Origin of the sequence: Klebsiella sp. DY2415 (assembly GCF_026314315.1) — a bacterium.
Lineage (GTDB): Bacteria > Pseudomonadota > Gammaproteobacteria > Enterobacterales > Enterobacteriaceae > Klebsiella > Klebsiella ornithinolytica.
In genome coordinates, this window is sequence record NZ_CP111115.1 from 3,090,776 (window position 1) to 3,106,613 (window position 15,838).

Consider the following 15,838-nt stretch of genomic DNA (forward strand, 5'->3'; position numbering starts at 1 on the left):
TAAGGACGCTTTGCATGATCGGACATTTACGTTACCTCGGGCTGTTACTGCCCCTCTTCACTTTTTCATCCTCGGCAGCGGCACAACATTCCGCTGTCCATATCGCCCCCGCCGGGAGCCAGATCGCGGTGTATGGGCCAGCGGAGAACTTTACCGGTCGCGTTCGGGTCGATCCCCTGTTCAAGGCGGATAACGACATCCGGGTTTCCGCGGCTTATGTCACCTTTGAACCTGGTGCCCGCTCCGCCTGGCATACGCATCCGGCAGGTCAGCGGCTGATCGTGACCTCTGGCGTCGGGCTCACCCAGCAAGAAGGCCAGCCGGTGCAGGTCATCCGCACTGGCGATGTTGTCTCTTGTCCGGCGGGCGTCAAACACTGGCACGGAGCTGCCCCCGGCAGTGCAATGACGCATCTGGCGATAACCGGGATTGTGGATGGCAAAAGCGTTAACTGGATGGAGAAAGTGACAGATGAACAATACCACGCCCATTAAGGCATTAACGGCAGCGCTACTGCTGACCTTTGGTTTTGCTCTCACCGCAAATGCTGCCCCCGTCAATACAGGAGCCTCAGAAATGAACCAGCAACAAACCGTTTCAGATACGCTGTCAGCTCGCCAGCAGGCCATCCCGTTGATCGCGGCATCGATGGCCAGCAGTCAGATGGAGAAGCTGAATACGGCCCTGAATCAGGGACTTGACGCTGGGCTCACGGTAAACGAAGCCAAAGAGATTCTCGTCCAGCTTTATGCCTATACGGGCTTCCCCCGTAGCCTGAATGCGCTCAGTGAACTGATGAAGGTCGTCGACGCACGCAAACAACGTGGTATTGAAGACGTTGAGGGCAAAGAACCGGTCGCCACCATCCCAGTCGGGGATGAACTTCGCCGGGTCGGTACCGCAAACCAGACCAAAATCTCAGGCGCTCCCGTCCAGGGGCCGCTGTTTGATTTTGCACCGGTCATTAATCAATTTCTGCAAACGCATCTGTTCGGCGATATTTTCGCCCGCGATAACCTCGACTGGCAGAGCCGCGAGCTGGCAACGGTTGGCGCATTAGCGGCCACTCCGGGCGTCGAAGCCCAGCTGTTATCGCATACGCGAGCCAGCATGCGGGTCGGCCTGACGGCAGCGCAGCTGCGCCAGCTGGCGCAGGTTCTGCGTGAATATGGCGAAAATGATGCGGCTATGCGAGCTGAAAAGGCGCTGCAACAGGCTCTCGCCAACCATTAGGAGTTGATTATGGAGCATGATCCCACCCGCAGAATGTTGCTTACCGCGCTTGCCGGGCTGACGCTGGCGAACGTCTCGCGGTCATCAGCAGCCACCGGAAATGCAAATGTACAGGGTAAAAGTCGAATTCTGGTGGCGTACTTTTCCCGCAGCGGTAACACACGGGTGATTGCCGGCGTCATTCATCGCAGCCTGAACACCGATCTGTTGGCAATCGAACCGGCAACGCCATATCCGGAAGACTATTTTCAGACCGTTGAACAAGCAAAACATGAGCGTGAGCGGGGAGTCAAACCCGCCTTAAAAAATAGCGTCGCAGATATCTCACGCTATGAGACTGTGTACTTAGGCTTTCCCATCTGGGGGACCAGCGTCCCCCCCGTCGTGCAAACGTTTCTTAGCAGCCATAACCTTGCGGGGAAATTACTCATCCCCTTCATTACTCACGGCGGCTACGGTAAAGGAGACAGCGACGACATCCTTGCCAGTCTGGCGCCCACCGCGCGCCGGGAAAAACCGCTGGTCATTGAATGCGACCAGGAGCGCAGAACCACAGAAACGGTCAACCGCTGGTTAGAAACCATCCGCGGCTAATCGCCCGCATTCATGAGGCTGCCAAATAAGGGCAATCAAGGCTGCTAAATAATTAACGCAGACAACTCAGATATGATTGAACGGTAAACATAACAGAGGATGTAATCTTGAAGACGATTTTAAAAACGCTGGCCATCTGCGCCATGGCGGGTGGCCTGGTGGCTCAGTCGGTATATGCCGAGCCATTGGTCATTCAGGAACAAGGAAGCTTTTCTGCCGGTGGCACCCTCATCACTGCCCCGGGAACCTTCGACGCGAAAAAACCGCTGGACTCTGCTGGTCAAACTTATCATGGCGATCATGCGTCCGTGTTCTACCAAATCCCGGTGAATCCGCATAAATACCCTATTGTTATGCTGCACGGTGCAGGTCAGTTTTCCCGTACCTGGGAAAGCACCCCGGATGGTCGTGAAGGGTTCCAGAACATCTTCCTGCGCCGCGGATTCTCAACCTGGCTTGTCGATCAACCGCGTCGGGGCAGCGCCGGGCGCACGACTGTAGAAGGTACGGTAACGCCAAAACCGGATGAGCAGATGTGGTTTAATCAGTTCCGCGTCGGCGTGTGGCCGGAGTATTTTAAAGGCGTCCAGTTCTCACACGATAAAGAAGCCCTGAATCAGTATTTCCGTCAGATGCCCCCCAATACCGGGCCGTTTGATATCAACGTTATCTCCGATGCGATGTCCGCTGTCGTGGATAAATCCGGCCCGGCGATCCTCTTCACCCACTCTCAGGGTGGCGGACCGGGCTGGTACACGGCGATGAAAAACGACAAGGTCAAAGCCATTGTTGCCTTCGAGCCTGGCAGCAGCTTTGTCTTCCCGGAGCAAGAACTCCCTGCCCCGATGCCAAGCGCATTCGACACGCTGAAGGGTGAGCCTGTGCCGCTGAAACAGTTTATGGCGCTGACTAAAATCCCGATTCTGATTATTTACGGCGATAACATCCCGGAGAAACCCGTCGCCATGCCGGCACAGGACAGCTGGCGCGTTCGTCTGGCGATGGCTCGCGAGTGGCGTGACGCGGTGAACAAGCATGGCGGGGATGTCACGGTAACGCATCTGCCTGAGATAGGTATCAAAGGTAATACCCACTTCCCGTTCTCTGATTTAAATAATGTGCAGATTGCTGATTTGGTGAGTCAGTTCCTGAAGGAAAAAGATCTGCAGTAGCAGTAATAGAAGATGACATTGTTAGTTTAGGAAAGCGCCCAGTGATCCGTGGGCGCTCATCGTATCAAGTAAGTTATTCAAGTACCGGCAAAATGTAACCTTTACGTGCACTTTGTCATGCAAGAAAAACGAGGTCCAACGCAAGAAAGGACAGAAATTTATCGATTTTATGAAAATATAACTGACCTGTCTGTCCGGTAAGCGTGAATACAACTGACAGAGGGCACGAAAACTTCCTTTTCTTTAATCATCTCGAAAGAGCGATAGTAAATCAGCTCAATATTAAATTCGAACTCCTGAAAGGTTGTCCTCTCATCCGAGAGGCTTGCAAGCAACCACTGAATTTCTTCATAGACCAGTTTATCAAATAGTCTTTTTTTCTGTGCAGTGGAAAGCCACTGCCTCATAAAGATTTTCTGGTTGATACCATTCATAGAGGGAAGATTGCGTTTTCTTAGTTTAATCGCCAGAAGAAAACAGTAATAAAAATGATTCAGAATAATAAGTTCATGCAACGGATTCATATTACCCCCATGCATAACCTGTGTAATGATGAGAAATACAATCTTCCACACGATCCTCAGGGTTACGCGTCGATATTGACCAGGACCTTAACGAAAAACGCTTCCCGGTTATAAAGCCCCGGCAAAATCGACGGAACCTCTTCCAGTAATACCCGTTTAGTAATTAATGGGTAGACATCAATCTGCCCGGTACTGAGGTAATGAATGGAGGTCTGCCACTCTTTTCCCGGAAACGGCGCAGAGATTGAGTTCCATGAGCCAATGACCTTAAGCTCATTCCGTACAATTTTTTCAAAATTCAGTCGAGGTAAGGCAACGTCTCCGTAAGGGATACCCAGCAGTACCACCGTGCCGCCTTTAGCCGCCAGAAGCAGAGATGAGCCGACCCCGGCCGCATTCCCGGATGATTCAAAGACAACATCAACACCGGCGTTATGGGTAACCTCCTGGAACCGGGATAAATGATTTTCATCTTTTACGCAGAACGTTGCCGTTGCTCCGGTTTTCGCCGCAATTTCGAGTTTCATTTCATCGGTGTCAAATGCGAATACGTCTCCCGCACCGCAGATTTTTGCCCATTGAACAGCAAGTAAGCCGATGGTGCCGCACCCGACAACAGCCACACTGCTACCCGGTTTGATATCGACCTGCCGCATACCATGGACAACCACACTGGATGGCTCGATAAAGCTTGCGGTCGCGAAGTCCATCGAGTCGGGTAATTTGAGGACATTCTCCGCCGGCATCCGAATATATTCAGCAAAAGCCCCGCTGACATGGCCCCCCAGCACCTTCAGATCGGTACACCGGGCATAATTGCCCTGTTGACAGTAATCACAGTGGAAGCAAGGAAAGCAGTTACAGGCTGTGACGCGGTCGCCTTTCCTGACCGATGTCACCCCACTCCCCGCGCTCTCTACGGTACCGGAAAACTCATGTCCCCAGGTCAGACCGGGGTTATATGAGCCAATTTTACCAAAACGCGATATATCAGAACCACATATACCCGCCGTATGCACTTTAATCAGAACATCATTTTCGTTTTCAATTTCAGGTTTCCGCACGTCTTCATAGCGGACATCCTGTACACCATACAAATTCAGTGCCTTCATCATAATCTCACTCGCTGGTATCAGAGTTAAACACACGAATGTGAAAAAAATGTCGCCCCCCCACAAGGGCGACAAACGCACCTGCTATGTCAGGGACTAGTGTGGCGAATTCAGGAGTCCGGAAAGCTGGTGCCAGCATTCCATGGCCGTTCTTTCAAACATTAAAGGCGTAACAGAGATATATCCTTCAGAAACCGCCCCGGCCTCACTGTGTTCAGGAAATGTCGTGACCCCATGCTCCACCCGGATCCAGAAATAATTTTCTCCGTGCGGGTCTGTCGTGGGTACGACCTGTAATCCTTGCACTTTGCCGATACCCTGGCGCGTAGCTTTAATTCCCCTGATCTTTTCCGCGGGCAGGTCGGGGAAATTAATACTCAGGCAACAGTCCAGCGGCAATCCCCGGCGGAGTAACGTTTCGAGTACGGGCAGGCAAAAGGCTTCTGCCGTACGCCAGTTAACAGCGTCCTCAGGTCGTTTGTCCTGACTCAGTGCGACCGACGGAATGCCGAGCAGGAGGCCAGTGATGGCCGCACCTACCGTGCCGGAAAGCACGGTTTCAAAACCGATATTAGAGCCGTTATTAATGCCTGACAGTAACAGCTGTGGGGGCTGTTCTTTCATCAACTGCCGGACGGCCACCGTGACACAATCAGCCGGTGTACCATGCACTGCAAACCGACGTTCTCCGCGTGGCTCCACACGGACAGGTTCCCTCAGGCTGACAGAGTTGGCCACCCCGCTTTTATCCGTTGCAGGTGCCACGATCCAGACTTCATCGGTGAGCTGTTTTGCCACCCATTCAAGCAATTTAATTCCCGGAGCATCAATACCGTCATCATTGACAAGCAAGATCCGTTGTAACCATTTTTGAGCCACAGTATTACCTCCCTTTCAGGGATAAATAAAGACCAGTCAGTGAGTTAAACTTTCCCGGGAATAAAGCGGATTATTCTTTCTCGCCAAAGCCGCTGGCAAATAATCCTTTGATTTCATCCATCAGAACCTGTTCGTCAGGACCTTCGCAGATGATTTCAATACTGGACTTACCTTTAACGCCGGCTCCCAATACACTCATCAGTCCTTTAATAACGGTCTCCTTACCGTTATTTATAAGCGTAACAGAAGACTCATATTTTTTTAGCGTTTTAATAAATGTGGCCGCAGGACGTGCGTGCAGTCCCGTGCTGTTAACAACACGAATATTTTCTCGAATCATTTTTACATCCAACTCTGATTGAAGAATTAAAAGAAAAGGTATGTCAGGACGCCTTATTCATCATCAGAATTTTGCTATAAACGTCCGCTTCTACTGCCGCTTTCGCACCAGACATCACTTTAGCCAAATTTGCTTCATTGTTATTTTGCGTCCACGCCTGACCCACTGTGGTAATAAATGCCTTACGTAGATCGCTGGCAATATTAACCTTCACGACGTTATATTTTACAAAACTGCGGATGATATCTTCATCAATGCCGGAACCACCATGGATAACCAGCGGGCAAGGACATACTTTGGCAATCTCCTGCAGCAACGGAATATCAATGCGCGGAATATCTTCCAGACCGTGAACGTTACCGACGGAAACTGCCAGCATGCTGCATCCAGTCTCTTCCACAAACCGGCGAACCTGATTCACATCCGTCTTACAGTCGGCCTCGCTGACGTGGTCATCTTCTTTACCCAGAATCGCGCCGAGCTCCGCTTCAACGGGCACGCCAAAAGATTTACAAAAATCGACGGCTTCTTTAGTAAACGCAATATTTTCTTCATACGGCAGCTCTGCCCCGTCAATCATCACGGAGGTGAAGCCTGCTCGAACGGCCCGCTTAACATCATCCAGCTCTTTACCATGGTCAAGATGGAGACTGACCGGCACATCCATGGTCGCCGCGCGTTTACGCACAATTTCATAGATATAATCATAACCCGACAATTTTGCATTTGTCGGTGCAATCTGAATAAAGTTAGGTAATCCTGAACGCTCAATCGCGTCCAGAATAGAAATAGTGGTTTCCAGGTTGGTGGTGTTGAATGCACCCGCCAGGACACGTTTTTCACGGATACGATCGAGCAGGATATTACCGTTTACTAATGGCATGATATTTACCTCTTTCTTCGTTGAAGTACTGTACCCAAATAATATTTATCTGATTTCAACCAGACATTACCGAAATCAAATGGCATATGATTATCGAGGAATACTAGTTGTTCCAGATGAAGCACCGGTGCTTCTTCATTCACTTCCAGATAGTGCCCCCGTTCACTACCCACAATTTTTGCGGCGTAGCGGCTTTCAGAATATTCAATTTTTCGTCCCGTCATGGCTTCGACAGTCTGAAACAGGTTTTGCTTATTGAAATCAACCTCAGTTATTCCCGGACACAGCGAAATATTGATTCTGTTTTCAATTAACATAACCCTTTCCCCGTCCACACTACGGATTCGTTTAAGATAAAAAATGGGTGTGCCGGGTTCTATCTGCAGCTTTGCGGCCACTCCTTTTGACGCCTTTTCTATACAGGAATCAATAACCTCCGTCGTAAAAGATAAGTGCTGGCTTTCGAGCGACTCCGCGAAAGATAACAATCCTTCTCCGAGGGAGTAGGAGATATTTTCTTTCTTAACAAAAGTCCCCTTTCCCTGCACCTGAACCAACAACCCTTCATTGACCAGCATCGTGACACCTTTTTTAACCGTGCCTCGGCTAACCTGAAGTATTTCCATGATCTGATTTTCGGAAGGGATCCGATCCCCCTTACCCAGCTCACCCTTATAGATTTTCCCGCGGATCCATTCAGAAACCTGCATATATAATGGAATTTCAGAGTCTTGCAGTATGGTACTCATGTGATGCTTCTCCTGTGTGTAGATCATCTGTATACAAGTATGAACAACTCATGATGATACAGCGTTTTTAAAAATTTAACTATATGACCAACTTCACAGTTTCAGCCCAACATACAGATGTCCGCACGGCAACGCTTTCCATTCTGCAGAGGCCTCCGTACAGAAATACGGAGGCGCATCCGTCATACGTCAGCTTTAATAATGACTTTCAGAACGTCATTATCCGGATTGGAAGCAAACTCAATCGCCTCAGCCATACGGGACAAGGGCCAGGTATGGGTGATCATGTCTTTCGTATTGATTTTGTTTTTTTCCACAATCTCAATCGCTTCTTTCATGTCATAAGGCGTTAGTGAATAGGTGCCCACGATTGAAATTTCATCCCGGAACAGTCTGCTGGCATCAATTTCCACAACCGGATTTTTATCAAATGGTGAGAACACAACAATTCTCCCCCCGCGGCGTACAACATTGACGGCCTGAGAAACCAGGGACGAGACCCCGGCGGCGATAATCACCACATCCGGACCTTTCCCTTGGGTAATTTCTGCTACCCGGGTTTCGACATCTTCGTTTGCCGGATCGATCGCGTGGGTAACCCCAACCTTCAGCGCCAGTTCACGCTTAAACCGGGAAAGGTCGGATACAATTACCGTCGAGGCGCCTTTCAATGCCGCCAGTTGTGCGCTGACCAGGCCAATGGTACCGGAGCCCAGAACCAGCACCGTATCTTTCGGATGGATATTGGATGATTTCAGGCCATGCAGACAACAGGCGACAGGCTCGATCATTGCCGCCCGATCCCAGTCAAGACCGTCGATTATCCGGTGCGTCAGATGTTCAACGTGCAGGCGTGGGATACGAATAAACTCACTGAACCCGCCAGGTTCCAGATTAGTTTTCTTGAACTGATCGCACAGAGTGAAGAACCCTCGATCACAGTAATGGCAGTTAAAACAGGGAACATGAATGGCGGTTACCACCCGTTCACCTACCCGGTAGCGGGTAACATCCTTACCGACTTTCACCACTTCCCCCGACACTTCATGGCCGAGGATCACCGGGCCGGTCACCGTCTGGTGCTGCGCTTTATGAATATCGGTACCGCACAAGCCACAGGAGTGCATTTTGATGAGCATGTCGCCGTCGCCAATTTCTGGCACCTCGACATCTTCATACCGAATATCATTTTTACTGTAGTAAACGCTGGCTTTCATTAGTTAACTCCATTACAGAGACGCTCAGTACGCATCTTGGATTCATAAAGCGGCTTATAGACCTGAGTGTAAATTGCCTGATAGTGCATCACGGCATCACTCTCCGGCAGGTAGCGTCGGGTCTGTTCTTCAGCTGTTCCGGGAAGAGATTCCACGTCCACACCTGCAGCTTTCGCTGCCAGCATGGCAGCCCCTTTGCTCACGGCCTCATTGACATTACAGGCCACTATTTCTCGGTTAAGAATATTGGCCTTAAGCTGCAACCAGTACGGGTTTTTGCAGGCGGCCCCAATCACATTCACGACCGGATAATTTTTTCCGATCAGCGTTTCGTATAAATCCAGCAGGTTTCGTAGTTCAAAGCACAACCCCTGGAACACAAAGCGCAGAACATCTTCCGGTCGGGACTTATCATCAAGACCGTAAACTAATGCCCGGGACCAGGTGTTTCTGTCCGGAGGTCCGCTGCCCCGCAGATGGGGAATGAAGATACCGTCAAGCGCGCCAGCCACAGCCATGTCCTGCTCGTGGCGAAGCGTATCCACCATTCTCAGGAACGCGGGCATATCGAGCTCGAAGAGGTTTCTGAACCATTCAATGGCATACCCGGCAGAAGGCAGTGAGGCATACAGAGAATGGAACCCTGGAAGCACATGCATGCCATTTGACACCCGGGCACGAAAGAACCGTTCAGTGTTGTTGACTGCTTCAGTCACCACCAGCAATCCCTCTGTTGTTCCTGTGGAATTCAGGATCTGATCTTCACTGGTCAATCCGACGGCCACGGAACCGCACATATGGTCATGCCCGGCGATGGCGACGCGCGTGTCCGCCGTCAGTCCGGTCAGTTCAGAGACATCTGGCGCGACGGTACCAATCGCTTCCCCGGCCTGGACCAGCGGACTAAATAACGAAGGGGAAAGTTCAGCAGCAGTAATGAGCTGCTTATCCCAGTTCATCTCAGTAATATTTAATGCCATCGTTCGTGAAGCCAGGGAGTATTCCGAACGTTTCACCCCAGATAATTTAAAGGCAATATATTCCGCCAGGCATAACCATTTCCGGCCTTCATGGGCATTGCTGATATTATCCTGCAACCATTTAATTTTATTGATGCTGTAATTTGAATGTGCAGGGATACCGGTTATTTCATAGATATGTTCGATATCCATGGCGGAAATAATATTTTCCAGCTGTTGTTTAGGCCGCGTGTCATACCAGGTCAGTACCGGACCAACGACATTATCGTTATCATCAAGCAGAACGCCGGCTTCTCCCACACTGGCGACCGCTACGGCGCTGATTTGCTCTGCATCATCCAGAATATTGGTTATTGTTCTGAGGCCATGGATGACCCCTTCCCAGATGAGGCGGACATCAAAATCAGTATTTTCTCCGTCAACAATTTTAGGCGTTCTGAAACTGTACTGATTCATTAATTCCAAAGAAGGAATAGCGAACAAACACACCTTACAATTGGTCGTACCCACATCGATTCCGATCGTATACATCACTCTCCCCTTTTTTTGCAAGGGACAACGTTTGTTTAATTCAAAAGCAGTTCCCTCTGCTTTTGAATAGACAGGATTATTTTGCTAGCGGAATATCAGCCGAAGCGGCTTCATTTTCTGCTACTTCTTCTGCTTTCAGTTGTTTTTTAGTGACACGATATAGCCACAGGCACAGCAGGAAGATGACAGGAATAAGCACCAGGGCAATGGTATTTCCTTCAAAGATTTTAACTGCCCAGAAACGATACGGGTTACCACCATCCAGTAAGCTGGAGATTTCACCATCCGTTTTCAGCGGGAAGTTCATATCCCGTGCAATTTTGGTCAGGATAGGCGCTGCTGCCGAAGCCACATACAGGTTCACCGCCAGGCATGGAATGCCAATGATGAACGCCCTGACAATATTGCCGCGACAGGCCAGTACCACCATGGAGATCGGTACCCAGATGTTCGCCAGGTCACCCAGTGGCAGCAAGCGGTTACCCGGCAGAACTACTGCCAGGAGTACACCAACCGGAATCAGCAGCAGTGCTGTCGACAACACGGACGGATGCCCCACAGCAACCGCGATATCCAGACCAATATACAGATCGTGGCGGTCAGGATACCGTTTCTTCAGGAAGCTACGCACGGCGTCCGACAACGGTAGCAGACCTTCCATCAGCAGCTTAACCATGCGGGGCATAATCAGCATCACCGCACCAAGACTCATCGCCAGGTTAAGAACGCCTTTAACATCATATTCCGCCAGCAGGCCAATCCCTGCTCCCAGAATCACCCCTAACATCATCGGCTCGCCAAAGACGCCAAAGCGTTTCTGGATCTGATCCGGATCAGCGTTAAGTTTGTTAATACCCGGGATTTTATCGAGCACCATATTCCCCAGCACGCCGATCGGAAAGAAAATAACCGATGACAGTGTTGGCAAGGAAATTCCCGGCAGATTGAAATACTTCTGGATCATCGGTGCACACCAGTCAGCCATCACGAACGTAATCGCTGCGGTAACACCTGCAATCAGCAGACCAAAGAAGAAGTTACCGGTTACCCCGTAAACCATGGCGCCGACCATCGAGAAATGCCAGAAGTTCCAGACATCAATATCGACTGTCTTAGTCCAGTTCAGGGTCAGCATCAGTACGTTAATACCGATAGTCATCGGCACAACGAATGGTGCGACCTGAGAAGCCCAGGCAATAGCAGCAAGCGGTGTCCAGCCAAGGTCAACAACCGGTAAATCGATCCCAGTGTGACTGACCATTTCCTTAGCTGCCGGACCCAGGCTGTCGACCAGTAAACCAAAGACCAGAAAGATGCCGATGAAGCCCATACCGATGGTCAGAGCCGAGCGTAATGCCCGACTAAAACCGGTCTGAAGACACATTGCCATGATAAATATAATTATCGGCAACATGATCGTCGGACCGAGCCCCAGAATATACTGGACGGCGGAAAATACTTTATCCATCATGCTCACCTTTATTTTTTAAGGATGGCTACGATTTTTTCCAGTAATTCTTCTTCGCCAAATCCGGTCAGCAAAGGAAGGCCATTCAGGACCGGGGTATTCAGTTCCGTCTTAACCGCAGATGTCACGATAATGAGATCCGCCATCCCATCCTGTTTGCCAATCGTGCCGATATTGGACTGAATAGGCTCAACGTTAATACCCTGGCTTTTACAGTACTGAACCACTTTTTCAGTTGCTACCGCAGAAGTCGCAATACCGCTGGTACAGGCGAAGATAATTTTCTTGTTCATTTCAGACTCCAGATATAGTAATAAGAATAACGAGGTAATAAGAACAAACGTTAAGATGGTTTAATACAGATTCTTTGCTAAAAGCTCCATAACATCATCCTTTGATTTCGCCCAAAGGATTTTATCCATTTCATTGCTGCGCTGAAAAAGCGAAATTAGCTTCATCAGAAATTCGAGGTGCGCATCTTTTTCTTTGAGCAGTAAAAAGAAGATGACATTTACTTTCATAGTACAGTCGGGATCTTCTGCCTGATTAAATACGATCCCCTCAGGGCAGGTTACCACGACTAGTTTTTCTTCCCGGATATGCTCGACATCAACATGAGGGATAGCGACCCCCATTCTTTCCAACTGCATTGCCGTTGGATGATTTTCTTCCCGGGCAATCAATGCCTCCGGGTAGCTTGACTCTACATAGTTCTTTGAAAGCAATAACTTACTCACAGAACTGAACAGGATATTTCTGTTCTGGGGAGCCTCATTCAGGAGAATGAGTTCGGGTTCAAGTCTTGAATTTAACGACATAACACTTGGCCTCATAATGACTGTCAATGTTCAAGGATTCACACAAGTGACAGGTATACTTGTCTATGTACAACTATATTCAACTTGTCCTAACGTTACATCCGACCAAACAAATAACGCAACCTATGCCGTTGAGATTTGCGCCTGAGCTCACAAAAAAGCATTTACTCATTATCAATCAAGGTGACAAGAAATAGATTAAATACTTATTTAAATTAACAGGTTAAAGCATTGAAACTTTCTGCTACTGACCTTTTCATTTAGCCATGTGCTTCAGTCAATTCAGAGCAACTAAAAGCCCCTCAGCACAAAGCCGACCGTCTTATCCTCTCAAAATTAATGAGCAAATCTAATAAACCCTAGCGAATTACCCCATCTAATCGAATAAATCCGTTTGCGTTATGCTTTTCCCACACAACAGCTGAAGGATAACGTCATGCAAACTGTAAAACTGAACAACGGTATTGAAATGCCCCTGCTGGGCTTTGGTGTGTTTCAGATGTCTGATGCCGCTGAATGCGAAAGAGCCGTTATTGATGCCATCGATACGGGATACCGCCTGATCGATACCGCCGCGTCTTACCAGAATGAAACCCAGGTCGGGAATGCGCTGAAACAGACCGGTATCGCACGTCACGAACTCTTTGTCACAACCAAACTGTGGCTGCAGGATACCCACTACGAAGGCGCTAAAGCACAGTTCGAACGTTCCCTGAATCGGCTGCAACTTGACTACGTTGACCTGTACCTGATTCATCAGCCTTACGGTGATGTCCATGGGGCCTGGCGGGCCATGGAGGAATTGCAACAGGCCGGCAAAATTCGCGCCATTGGCGTCAGCAACTTCCATCCTGACCGACTGGCCGACCTTATCGCCTTCAACCACGTTGTCCCGGCGGTAAACCAGATTGAAGTTAACCCCTTCAACCAGCAGCTGCAGGCCGTTCCATGGAATCAAAGCCGTGGCATTCAGCCGGAAGCCTGGGCACCGTTTGCAGAAGGTAAAAATGGCCTGTTCCAGCATCCGGTGTTAACGGCGATTGGTCAGAAGTACGGCAAAAGCGTGGGCCAGGTTGTACTGCGGTGGATCTTCCAGCGAGGCATCGTTTCACTGGCCAAATCGGTGCGAAAAGAGCGCATGGAAGAGAACATCAACATTCTCGATTTTGAACTCAGTGGTGAAGATATGCTGCAGATTGCCGCCCTCGACACCGCCACCAGCGCCTTCTTCTCTCACCGCGATCCGGCGATGGTGGAATGGCTGACCGGTCGCAAACTTGATGTTTAAGGCGCAATAAGAAGAGGTATTCATTCAATGCAAAAACGTTATCTGGGTCAATCCGGACTCGAAGTCTCCGCCCCTGGACTCGGTTGCATGGGCTTAAGCCACGGCTACGGCCCGGCGACCGATACCCGTCAGGCTATCGAGCTCATTCGCGCAGCGGTTGAACGTGGCGTCACGTTCTTTGATACCGCCGAAGTGTATGGCCCATATCTTAATGAAGAGGTTGTCGGTGAAGCCTTAAAACCGTTTCGTGATCGTGTGGTCATCGCCACCAAATTTGGTTTTACCTTCGGTGCGGACAACAAGCAGCAGATTTTAAACAGCCGCCCGGCGCATATCCGTGAAGCGGTTGAAGGATCATTACGCCGTCTTAAGACGGATGTCATTGATCTGCTGTATCAACACCGTGTCGACCCGGATGTCCCCATTGAAGATGTTGCGGGAACGGTGAAAGACCTGATAGCTGAAGGCAAAGTCAAACATTTCGGTCTGTCCGAAGCGGGCGCGCAAACTATCCGTCGTGCGCATGCGGTACAACCGGTCACGGCCCTGCAAAGTGAGTACTCCATGTGGTGGCGCGAACCTGAGCAGGAGATCCTGCCGTTGCTCGAGGAACTGGGTATTGGTTTTGTGCCCTTTAGCCCATTAGGCAAAGGCTTCCTGACGGGATCGATTAAGCCAGGAACCACTTTCGGTAAGGATGATTACCGCAGTACCGTGCCGCGCTTCGCCGAACAAGCCATTGAAGCCAATGAAAAGCTGGTTTCGTTGTTGGGTGAACTGGCGGCCGGCAAAGGCGTCACATCTGCGCAAATCGCACTGGCATGGCTGCTGGCACAAAAACCGTGGATTGTTCCCATCCCGGGCACCACCAAACTACACCGGCTGGAGGAAAACCTCGGCGCTGCCAACATCGTTCTTTCACCGGATGACTTGCGGCAGATAACCCAGGCGCTGGAAACGATTAAAATCGTCGGCGAGCGTTACTCTCCTGAGCACCAGGCTCGCGTAGGCCGTTAATCAATACCCGGACGGGTCCCCCGGCGAATGGCGGACCCGTTATTCCGCGTAGCGAAGGGCATCGATCATCAGCGCAAAAGCGGGCGGATGCTGCTTACGACTGGGGTAGTAAAGATAATATCCGGGGAAAGACGGACACCACTCCTGCAGAACCTGAATCAGCTCTCCTGACTTTATATATTCCTGCACCCTGTCTTCAGGTATACAGGCGAGGCCAAAACTGGATAACGCCGCATCAATCCTTTCCGCCTGCAGATTAAACGTTACCTGCCCTTCCACTCTGACCCGTAACGGTTTCCCTTCCCTCTCAAACTCCCAGTGGTAAAGCCCGCCGGCCGTCGGCAGGCGCATATTGATGCAGCGATGATTTTGTAGCTCGTGAGGCGTGTCAGGCACGGGGTTAGCGGCAAAATAGGACGGTGCACCCACCACAGCCATGCGCATATCCGGCCCAATCTTTACGGCGATCATGTCTTTATCCACGCTTTCGCCCAGGCGGATCCCGGCATCAAAACGCCCCTCAACAATATCGACAAAGCCGTTATCGACCACCAGCTCAAGATTAATTTCCGGATATTCCCTGAGGAAAGGTTTTAACTTCGGCCATACCAGACTTCGCGCGGCATGCTCCCCGGCGGATAAACGGATATTACCGGAGGCGGTGCCGTTCAGCTGCACAAGCGCTTCCAGCTCCTGCTCAAGATCGGCAATACGGGGTTCAAGACAGGCAATAATTCGCTCACCGGCTTCCGTAGGGGCAACGCTTCGGGTCGTACGGGTCAGAAGGCGGATATTTAGCCTTTCCTCCAGCGCTTTCATCGCATGACTGAGTGCGGACTGAGAAACACCCAGTTTGCCCGCTGCTTTGGTAAAACTCCGCTCTCTTGCGACCACAAGAAAGATTTGCAGTTCGTTGAAGTTTTCTTTCAGCATTGGCGATTTCCTTATAGAGGCATTCCCTTCGCAGCGCACTCATGAAGGGTGTTCATAGACACAATCATTTGTGCCCCATTACTGACAATAATGATAATTG

18 protein-coding genes are annotated in these 15,838 nt (G+C 50.2%); 6 read left to right on the forward strand and 12 right to left on the reverse strand.

The window, feature by feature from the left end:
• Positions 1 to 14 precede the first annotated feature (14 nt).
• The 4 genes from OQV00_RS14550 (at position 15) to OQV00_RS14565 (ending at position 2,999) form a co-directional block, all read left to right on the forward strand.
• Entirely contained in the window at positions 15 to 494 is a 480-nt protein-coding gene (locus OQV00_RS14550) for a (R)-mandelonitrile lyase (protein ID WP_015584508.1), read from the forward strand.
• Positions 472 to 1,233, forward strand: coding sequence for a carboxymuconolactone decarboxylase family protein (locus OQV00_RS14555; RefSeq protein ID WP_044023536.1), 762 nt, complete (start codon positions 472 to 474; stop codon positions 1,231 to 1,233). The genes OQV00_RS14550 and OQV00_RS14555 overlap by 23 nt, the downstream gene beginning before the upstream one ends.
• 9 nt (positions 1,234 to 1,242) lie before the next feature.
• Positions 1,243 to 1,827, forward strand: a complete 585-nt coding sequence (locus tag OQV00_RS14560) for a flavodoxin (RefSeq protein ID WP_065906393.1) — start codon at positions 1,243 to 1,245, stop codon at positions 1,825 to 1,827.
• A 107-nt stretch (positions 1,828 to 1,934) separates the two neighbouring features.
• Positions 1,935 to 2,999 (forward strand): alpha/beta hydrolase, encoded by a 1,065-nt coding sequence (locus OQV00_RS14565; protein WP_266278831.1) that lies wholly within the window; start codon positions 1,935 to 1,937, stop codon positions 2,997 to 2,999.
• Positions 3,000 to 3,166: 167 nt separating this feature from the next.
• On the opposite strand, the gene OQV00_RS14570 is transcribed toward OQV00_RS14565, so the two are convergent.
• The 11 genes from OQV00_RS14570 to OQV00_RS14620 all read right to left on the reverse strand — a co-directional run bounded on the left by OQV00_RS14570 (position 3,167) and on the right by OQV00_RS14620 (position 12,500).
• A complete protein-coding gene (locus OQV00_RS14570) occupies positions 3,167 to 3,523 on the reverse strand; it encodes a hypothetical protein (RefSeq protein ID WP_141231291.1) in 357 nt (118 codons plus the stop codon).
• Between the two features lie 62 nt (positions 3,524 to 3,585).
• Positions 3,586 to 4,638: a galactitol-1-phosphate 5-dehydrogenase gene (locus OQV00_RS14575; protein WP_218016573.1), complete on the reverse strand. Its 1,053-nt coding sequence runs from the start codon at positions 4,636 to 4,638 to the stop codon at positions 3,586 to 3,588.
• A gap of 93 nt (positions 4,639 to 4,731) precedes the next feature.
• Complete coding sequence (gene surE / locus OQV00_RS14580) at positions 4,732 to 5,514, reverse strand: 5'/3'-nucleotidase SurE (RefSeq protein WP_266278834.1); 783 nt, start codon at positions 5,512 to 5,514, stop codon at positions 4,732 to 4,734.
• A gap of 70 nt (positions 5,515 to 5,584) precedes the next feature.
• The gene (locus OQV00_RS14585) at positions 5,585 to 5,854 is read right to left on the reverse strand and encodes an HPr family phosphocarrier protein (RefSeq protein ID WP_048024377.1); all 270 of its coding nucleotides are present in this window, start codon (positions 5,852 to 5,854) and stop codon (positions 5,585 to 5,587) included.
• A 43-nt stretch (positions 5,855 to 5,897) separates the two neighbouring features.
• Positions 5,898 to 6,737: a class II aldolase gene (locus OQV00_RS14590; protein WP_048024379.1), complete on the reverse strand. Its 840-nt coding sequence runs from the start codon at positions 6,735 to 6,737 to the stop codon at positions 5,898 to 5,900.
• A 5-nt stretch (positions 6,738 to 6,742) separates the two neighbouring features.
• Positions 6,743 to 7,486, reverse strand: coding sequence for a GntR family transcriptional regulator (locus OQV00_RS14595; RefSeq protein ID WP_048024381.1), 744 nt, complete (start codon positions 7,484 to 7,486; stop codon positions 6,743 to 6,745).
• A 182-nt stretch (positions 7,487 to 7,668) separates the two neighbouring features.
• Positions 7,669 to 8,703 carry a zinc-dependent dehydrogenase gene (locus OQV00_RS14600; RefSeq protein WP_048024383.1) on the reverse strand — a complete coding sequence of 345 codons (1,035 nt, stop codon included), beginning with the start codon at positions 8,701 to 8,703 and terminating at the stop codon, positions 7,669 to 7,671.
• On the reverse strand, positions 8,703 to 10,214 hold the full coding sequence (locus tag OQV00_RS14605; RefSeq protein ID WP_266278837.1) for an FGGY-family carbohydrate kinase: 1,512 nt from the start codon (positions 10,212 to 10,214) through the stop codon (positions 8,703 to 8,705). Before OQV00_RS14605 ends, OQV00_RS14600 begins: the two co-directional genes overlap by 1 nt.
• Positions 10,215 to 10,290: 76 nt before the next feature.
• Positions 10,291 to 11,685, reverse strand: a complete 1,395-nt coding sequence (locus OQV00_RS14610) for a PTS galactitol transporter subunit IIC (RefSeq protein WP_048024387.1) — start codon at positions 11,683 to 11,685, stop codon at positions 10,291 to 10,293.
• An 8-nt stretch (positions 11,686 to 11,693) separates the two neighbouring features.
• Positions 11,694 to 11,975 carry a PTS sugar transporter subunit IIB gene (locus OQV00_RS14615; protein ID WP_048024389.1) on the reverse strand — a complete coding sequence of 94 codons (282 nt, stop codon included), beginning with the start codon at positions 11,973 to 11,975 and terminating at the stop codon, positions 11,694 to 11,696.
• A 60-nt stretch (positions 11,976 to 12,035) separates the two neighbouring features.
• On the reverse strand, positions 12,036 to 12,500 hold the full coding sequence (locus OQV00_RS14620) for a PTS sugar transporter subunit IIA (RefSeq protein ID WP_048024391.1): 465 nt from the start codon (positions 12,498 to 12,500) through the stop codon (positions 12,036 to 12,038).
• A gap of 436 nt (positions 12,501 to 12,936) precedes the next feature.
• Between OQV00_RS14620 and OQV00_RS14625 the strand changes: the two genes are divergently transcribed.
• Together OQV00_RS14625 and OQV00_RS14630 are read left to right on the forward strand one after the other, a co-directional pair.
• The gene (locus OQV00_RS14625; protein WP_015584527.1) at positions 12,937 to 13,788 is read left to right on the forward strand and encodes an aldo/keto reductase; all 852 of its coding nucleotides are present in this window, start codon (positions 12,937 to 12,939) and stop codon (positions 13,786 to 13,788) included.
• Between the two features lie 27 nt (positions 13,789 to 13,815).
• Complete coding sequence (locus OQV00_RS14630) at positions 13,816 to 14,805, forward strand: aldo/keto reductase (RefSeq protein ID WP_015584528.1); 990 nt, start codon at positions 13,816 to 13,818, stop codon at positions 14,803 to 14,805.
• Between the two features lie 39 nt (positions 14,806 to 14,844).
• On the opposite strand, the gene OQV00_RS14635 is transcribed toward OQV00_RS14630, so the two are convergent.
• The gene (locus OQV00_RS14635; RefSeq protein ID WP_200381947.1) at positions 14,845 to 15,738 is read right to left on the reverse strand and encodes a LysR family transcriptional regulator; all 894 of its coding nucleotides are present in this window, start codon (positions 15,736 to 15,738) and stop codon (positions 14,845 to 14,847) included.
• Positions 15,739 to 15,838: the final 100 nt, after the last annotated feature.

Bases quoted from the DNA above. Each gene is read 5' to 3' on its own strand.
- OQV00_RS14600 (WP_048024383.1), bottom strand. From the start codon at position 8,703: ATGAAAGCCAGCGTTTACTACAGTAAAAATGATATTCGGTATGAAGAT.
- OQV00_RS14590 (WP_048024379.1), bottom strand. From the start codon at position 6,737: ATGCCATTAGTAAACGGTAATATCCTGCTCGATCGTATCCGTGAAAAA.
- OQV00_RS14625 (WP_015584527.1), top strand. From the start codon at position 12,937: ATGCAAACTGTAAAACTGAACAACGGTATTGAAATGCCCCTGCTGGGC.
- OQV00_RS14560 (WP_065906393.1), top strand. From the start codon at position 1,243: ATGGAGCATGATCCCACCCGCAGAATGTTGCTTACCGCGCTTGCCGGG.
- OQV00_RS14575 (WP_218016573.1), bottom strand. From the start codon at position 4,638: ATGATGAAGGCACTGAATTTGTATGGTGTACAGGATGTCCGCTATGAA.
- OQV00_RS14585 (WP_048024377.1), bottom strand. From the start codon at position 5,854: ATGATTCGAGAAAATATTCGTGTTGTTAACAGCACGGGACTGCACGCA.
- OQV00_RS14555 (WP_044023536.1), top strand. From the start codon at position 472: ATGAACAATACCACGCCCATTAAGGCATTAACGGCAGCGCTACTGCTG.
- OQV00_RS14605 (WP_266278837.1), bottom strand. From the start codon at position 10,214: ATGTATACGATCGGAATCGATGTGGGTACGACCAATTGTAAGGTGTGT.
- OQV00_RS14610 (WP_048024387.1), bottom strand. From the start codon at position 11,685: ATGATGGATAAAGTATTTTCCGCCGTCCAGTATATTCTGGGGCTCGGT.
- OQV00_RS14630 (WP_015584528.1), top strand. From the start codon at position 13,816: ATGCAAAAACGTTATCTGGGTCAATCCGGACTCGAAGTCTCCGCCCCT.
- OQV00_RS14620 (WP_048024391.1), bottom strand. From the start codon at position 12,500: ATGTCGTTAAATTCAAGACTTGAACCCGAACTCATTCTCCTGAATGAG.
- OQV00_RS14550 (WP_015584508.1), top strand. From the start codon at position 15: ATGATCGGACATTTACGTTACCTCGGGCTGTTACTGCCCCTCTTCACT.
- OQV00_RS14570 (WP_141231291.1), bottom strand. From the start codon at position 3,523: ATGAATCCGTTGCATGAACTTATTATTCTGAATCATTTTTATTACTGT.
- OQV00_RS14615 (WP_048024389.1), bottom strand. From the start codon at position 11,975: ATGAACAAGAAAATTATCTTCGCCTGTACCAGCGGTATTGCGACTTCT.
- OQV00_RS14595 (WP_048024381.1), bottom strand. From the start codon at position 7,486: ATGAGTACCATACTGCAAGACTCTGAAATTCCATTATATATGCAGGTT.
- OQV00_RS14635 (WP_200381947.1), bottom strand. From the start codon at position 15,738: ATGCTGAAAGAAAACTTCAACGAACTGCAAATCTTTCTTGTGGTCGCA.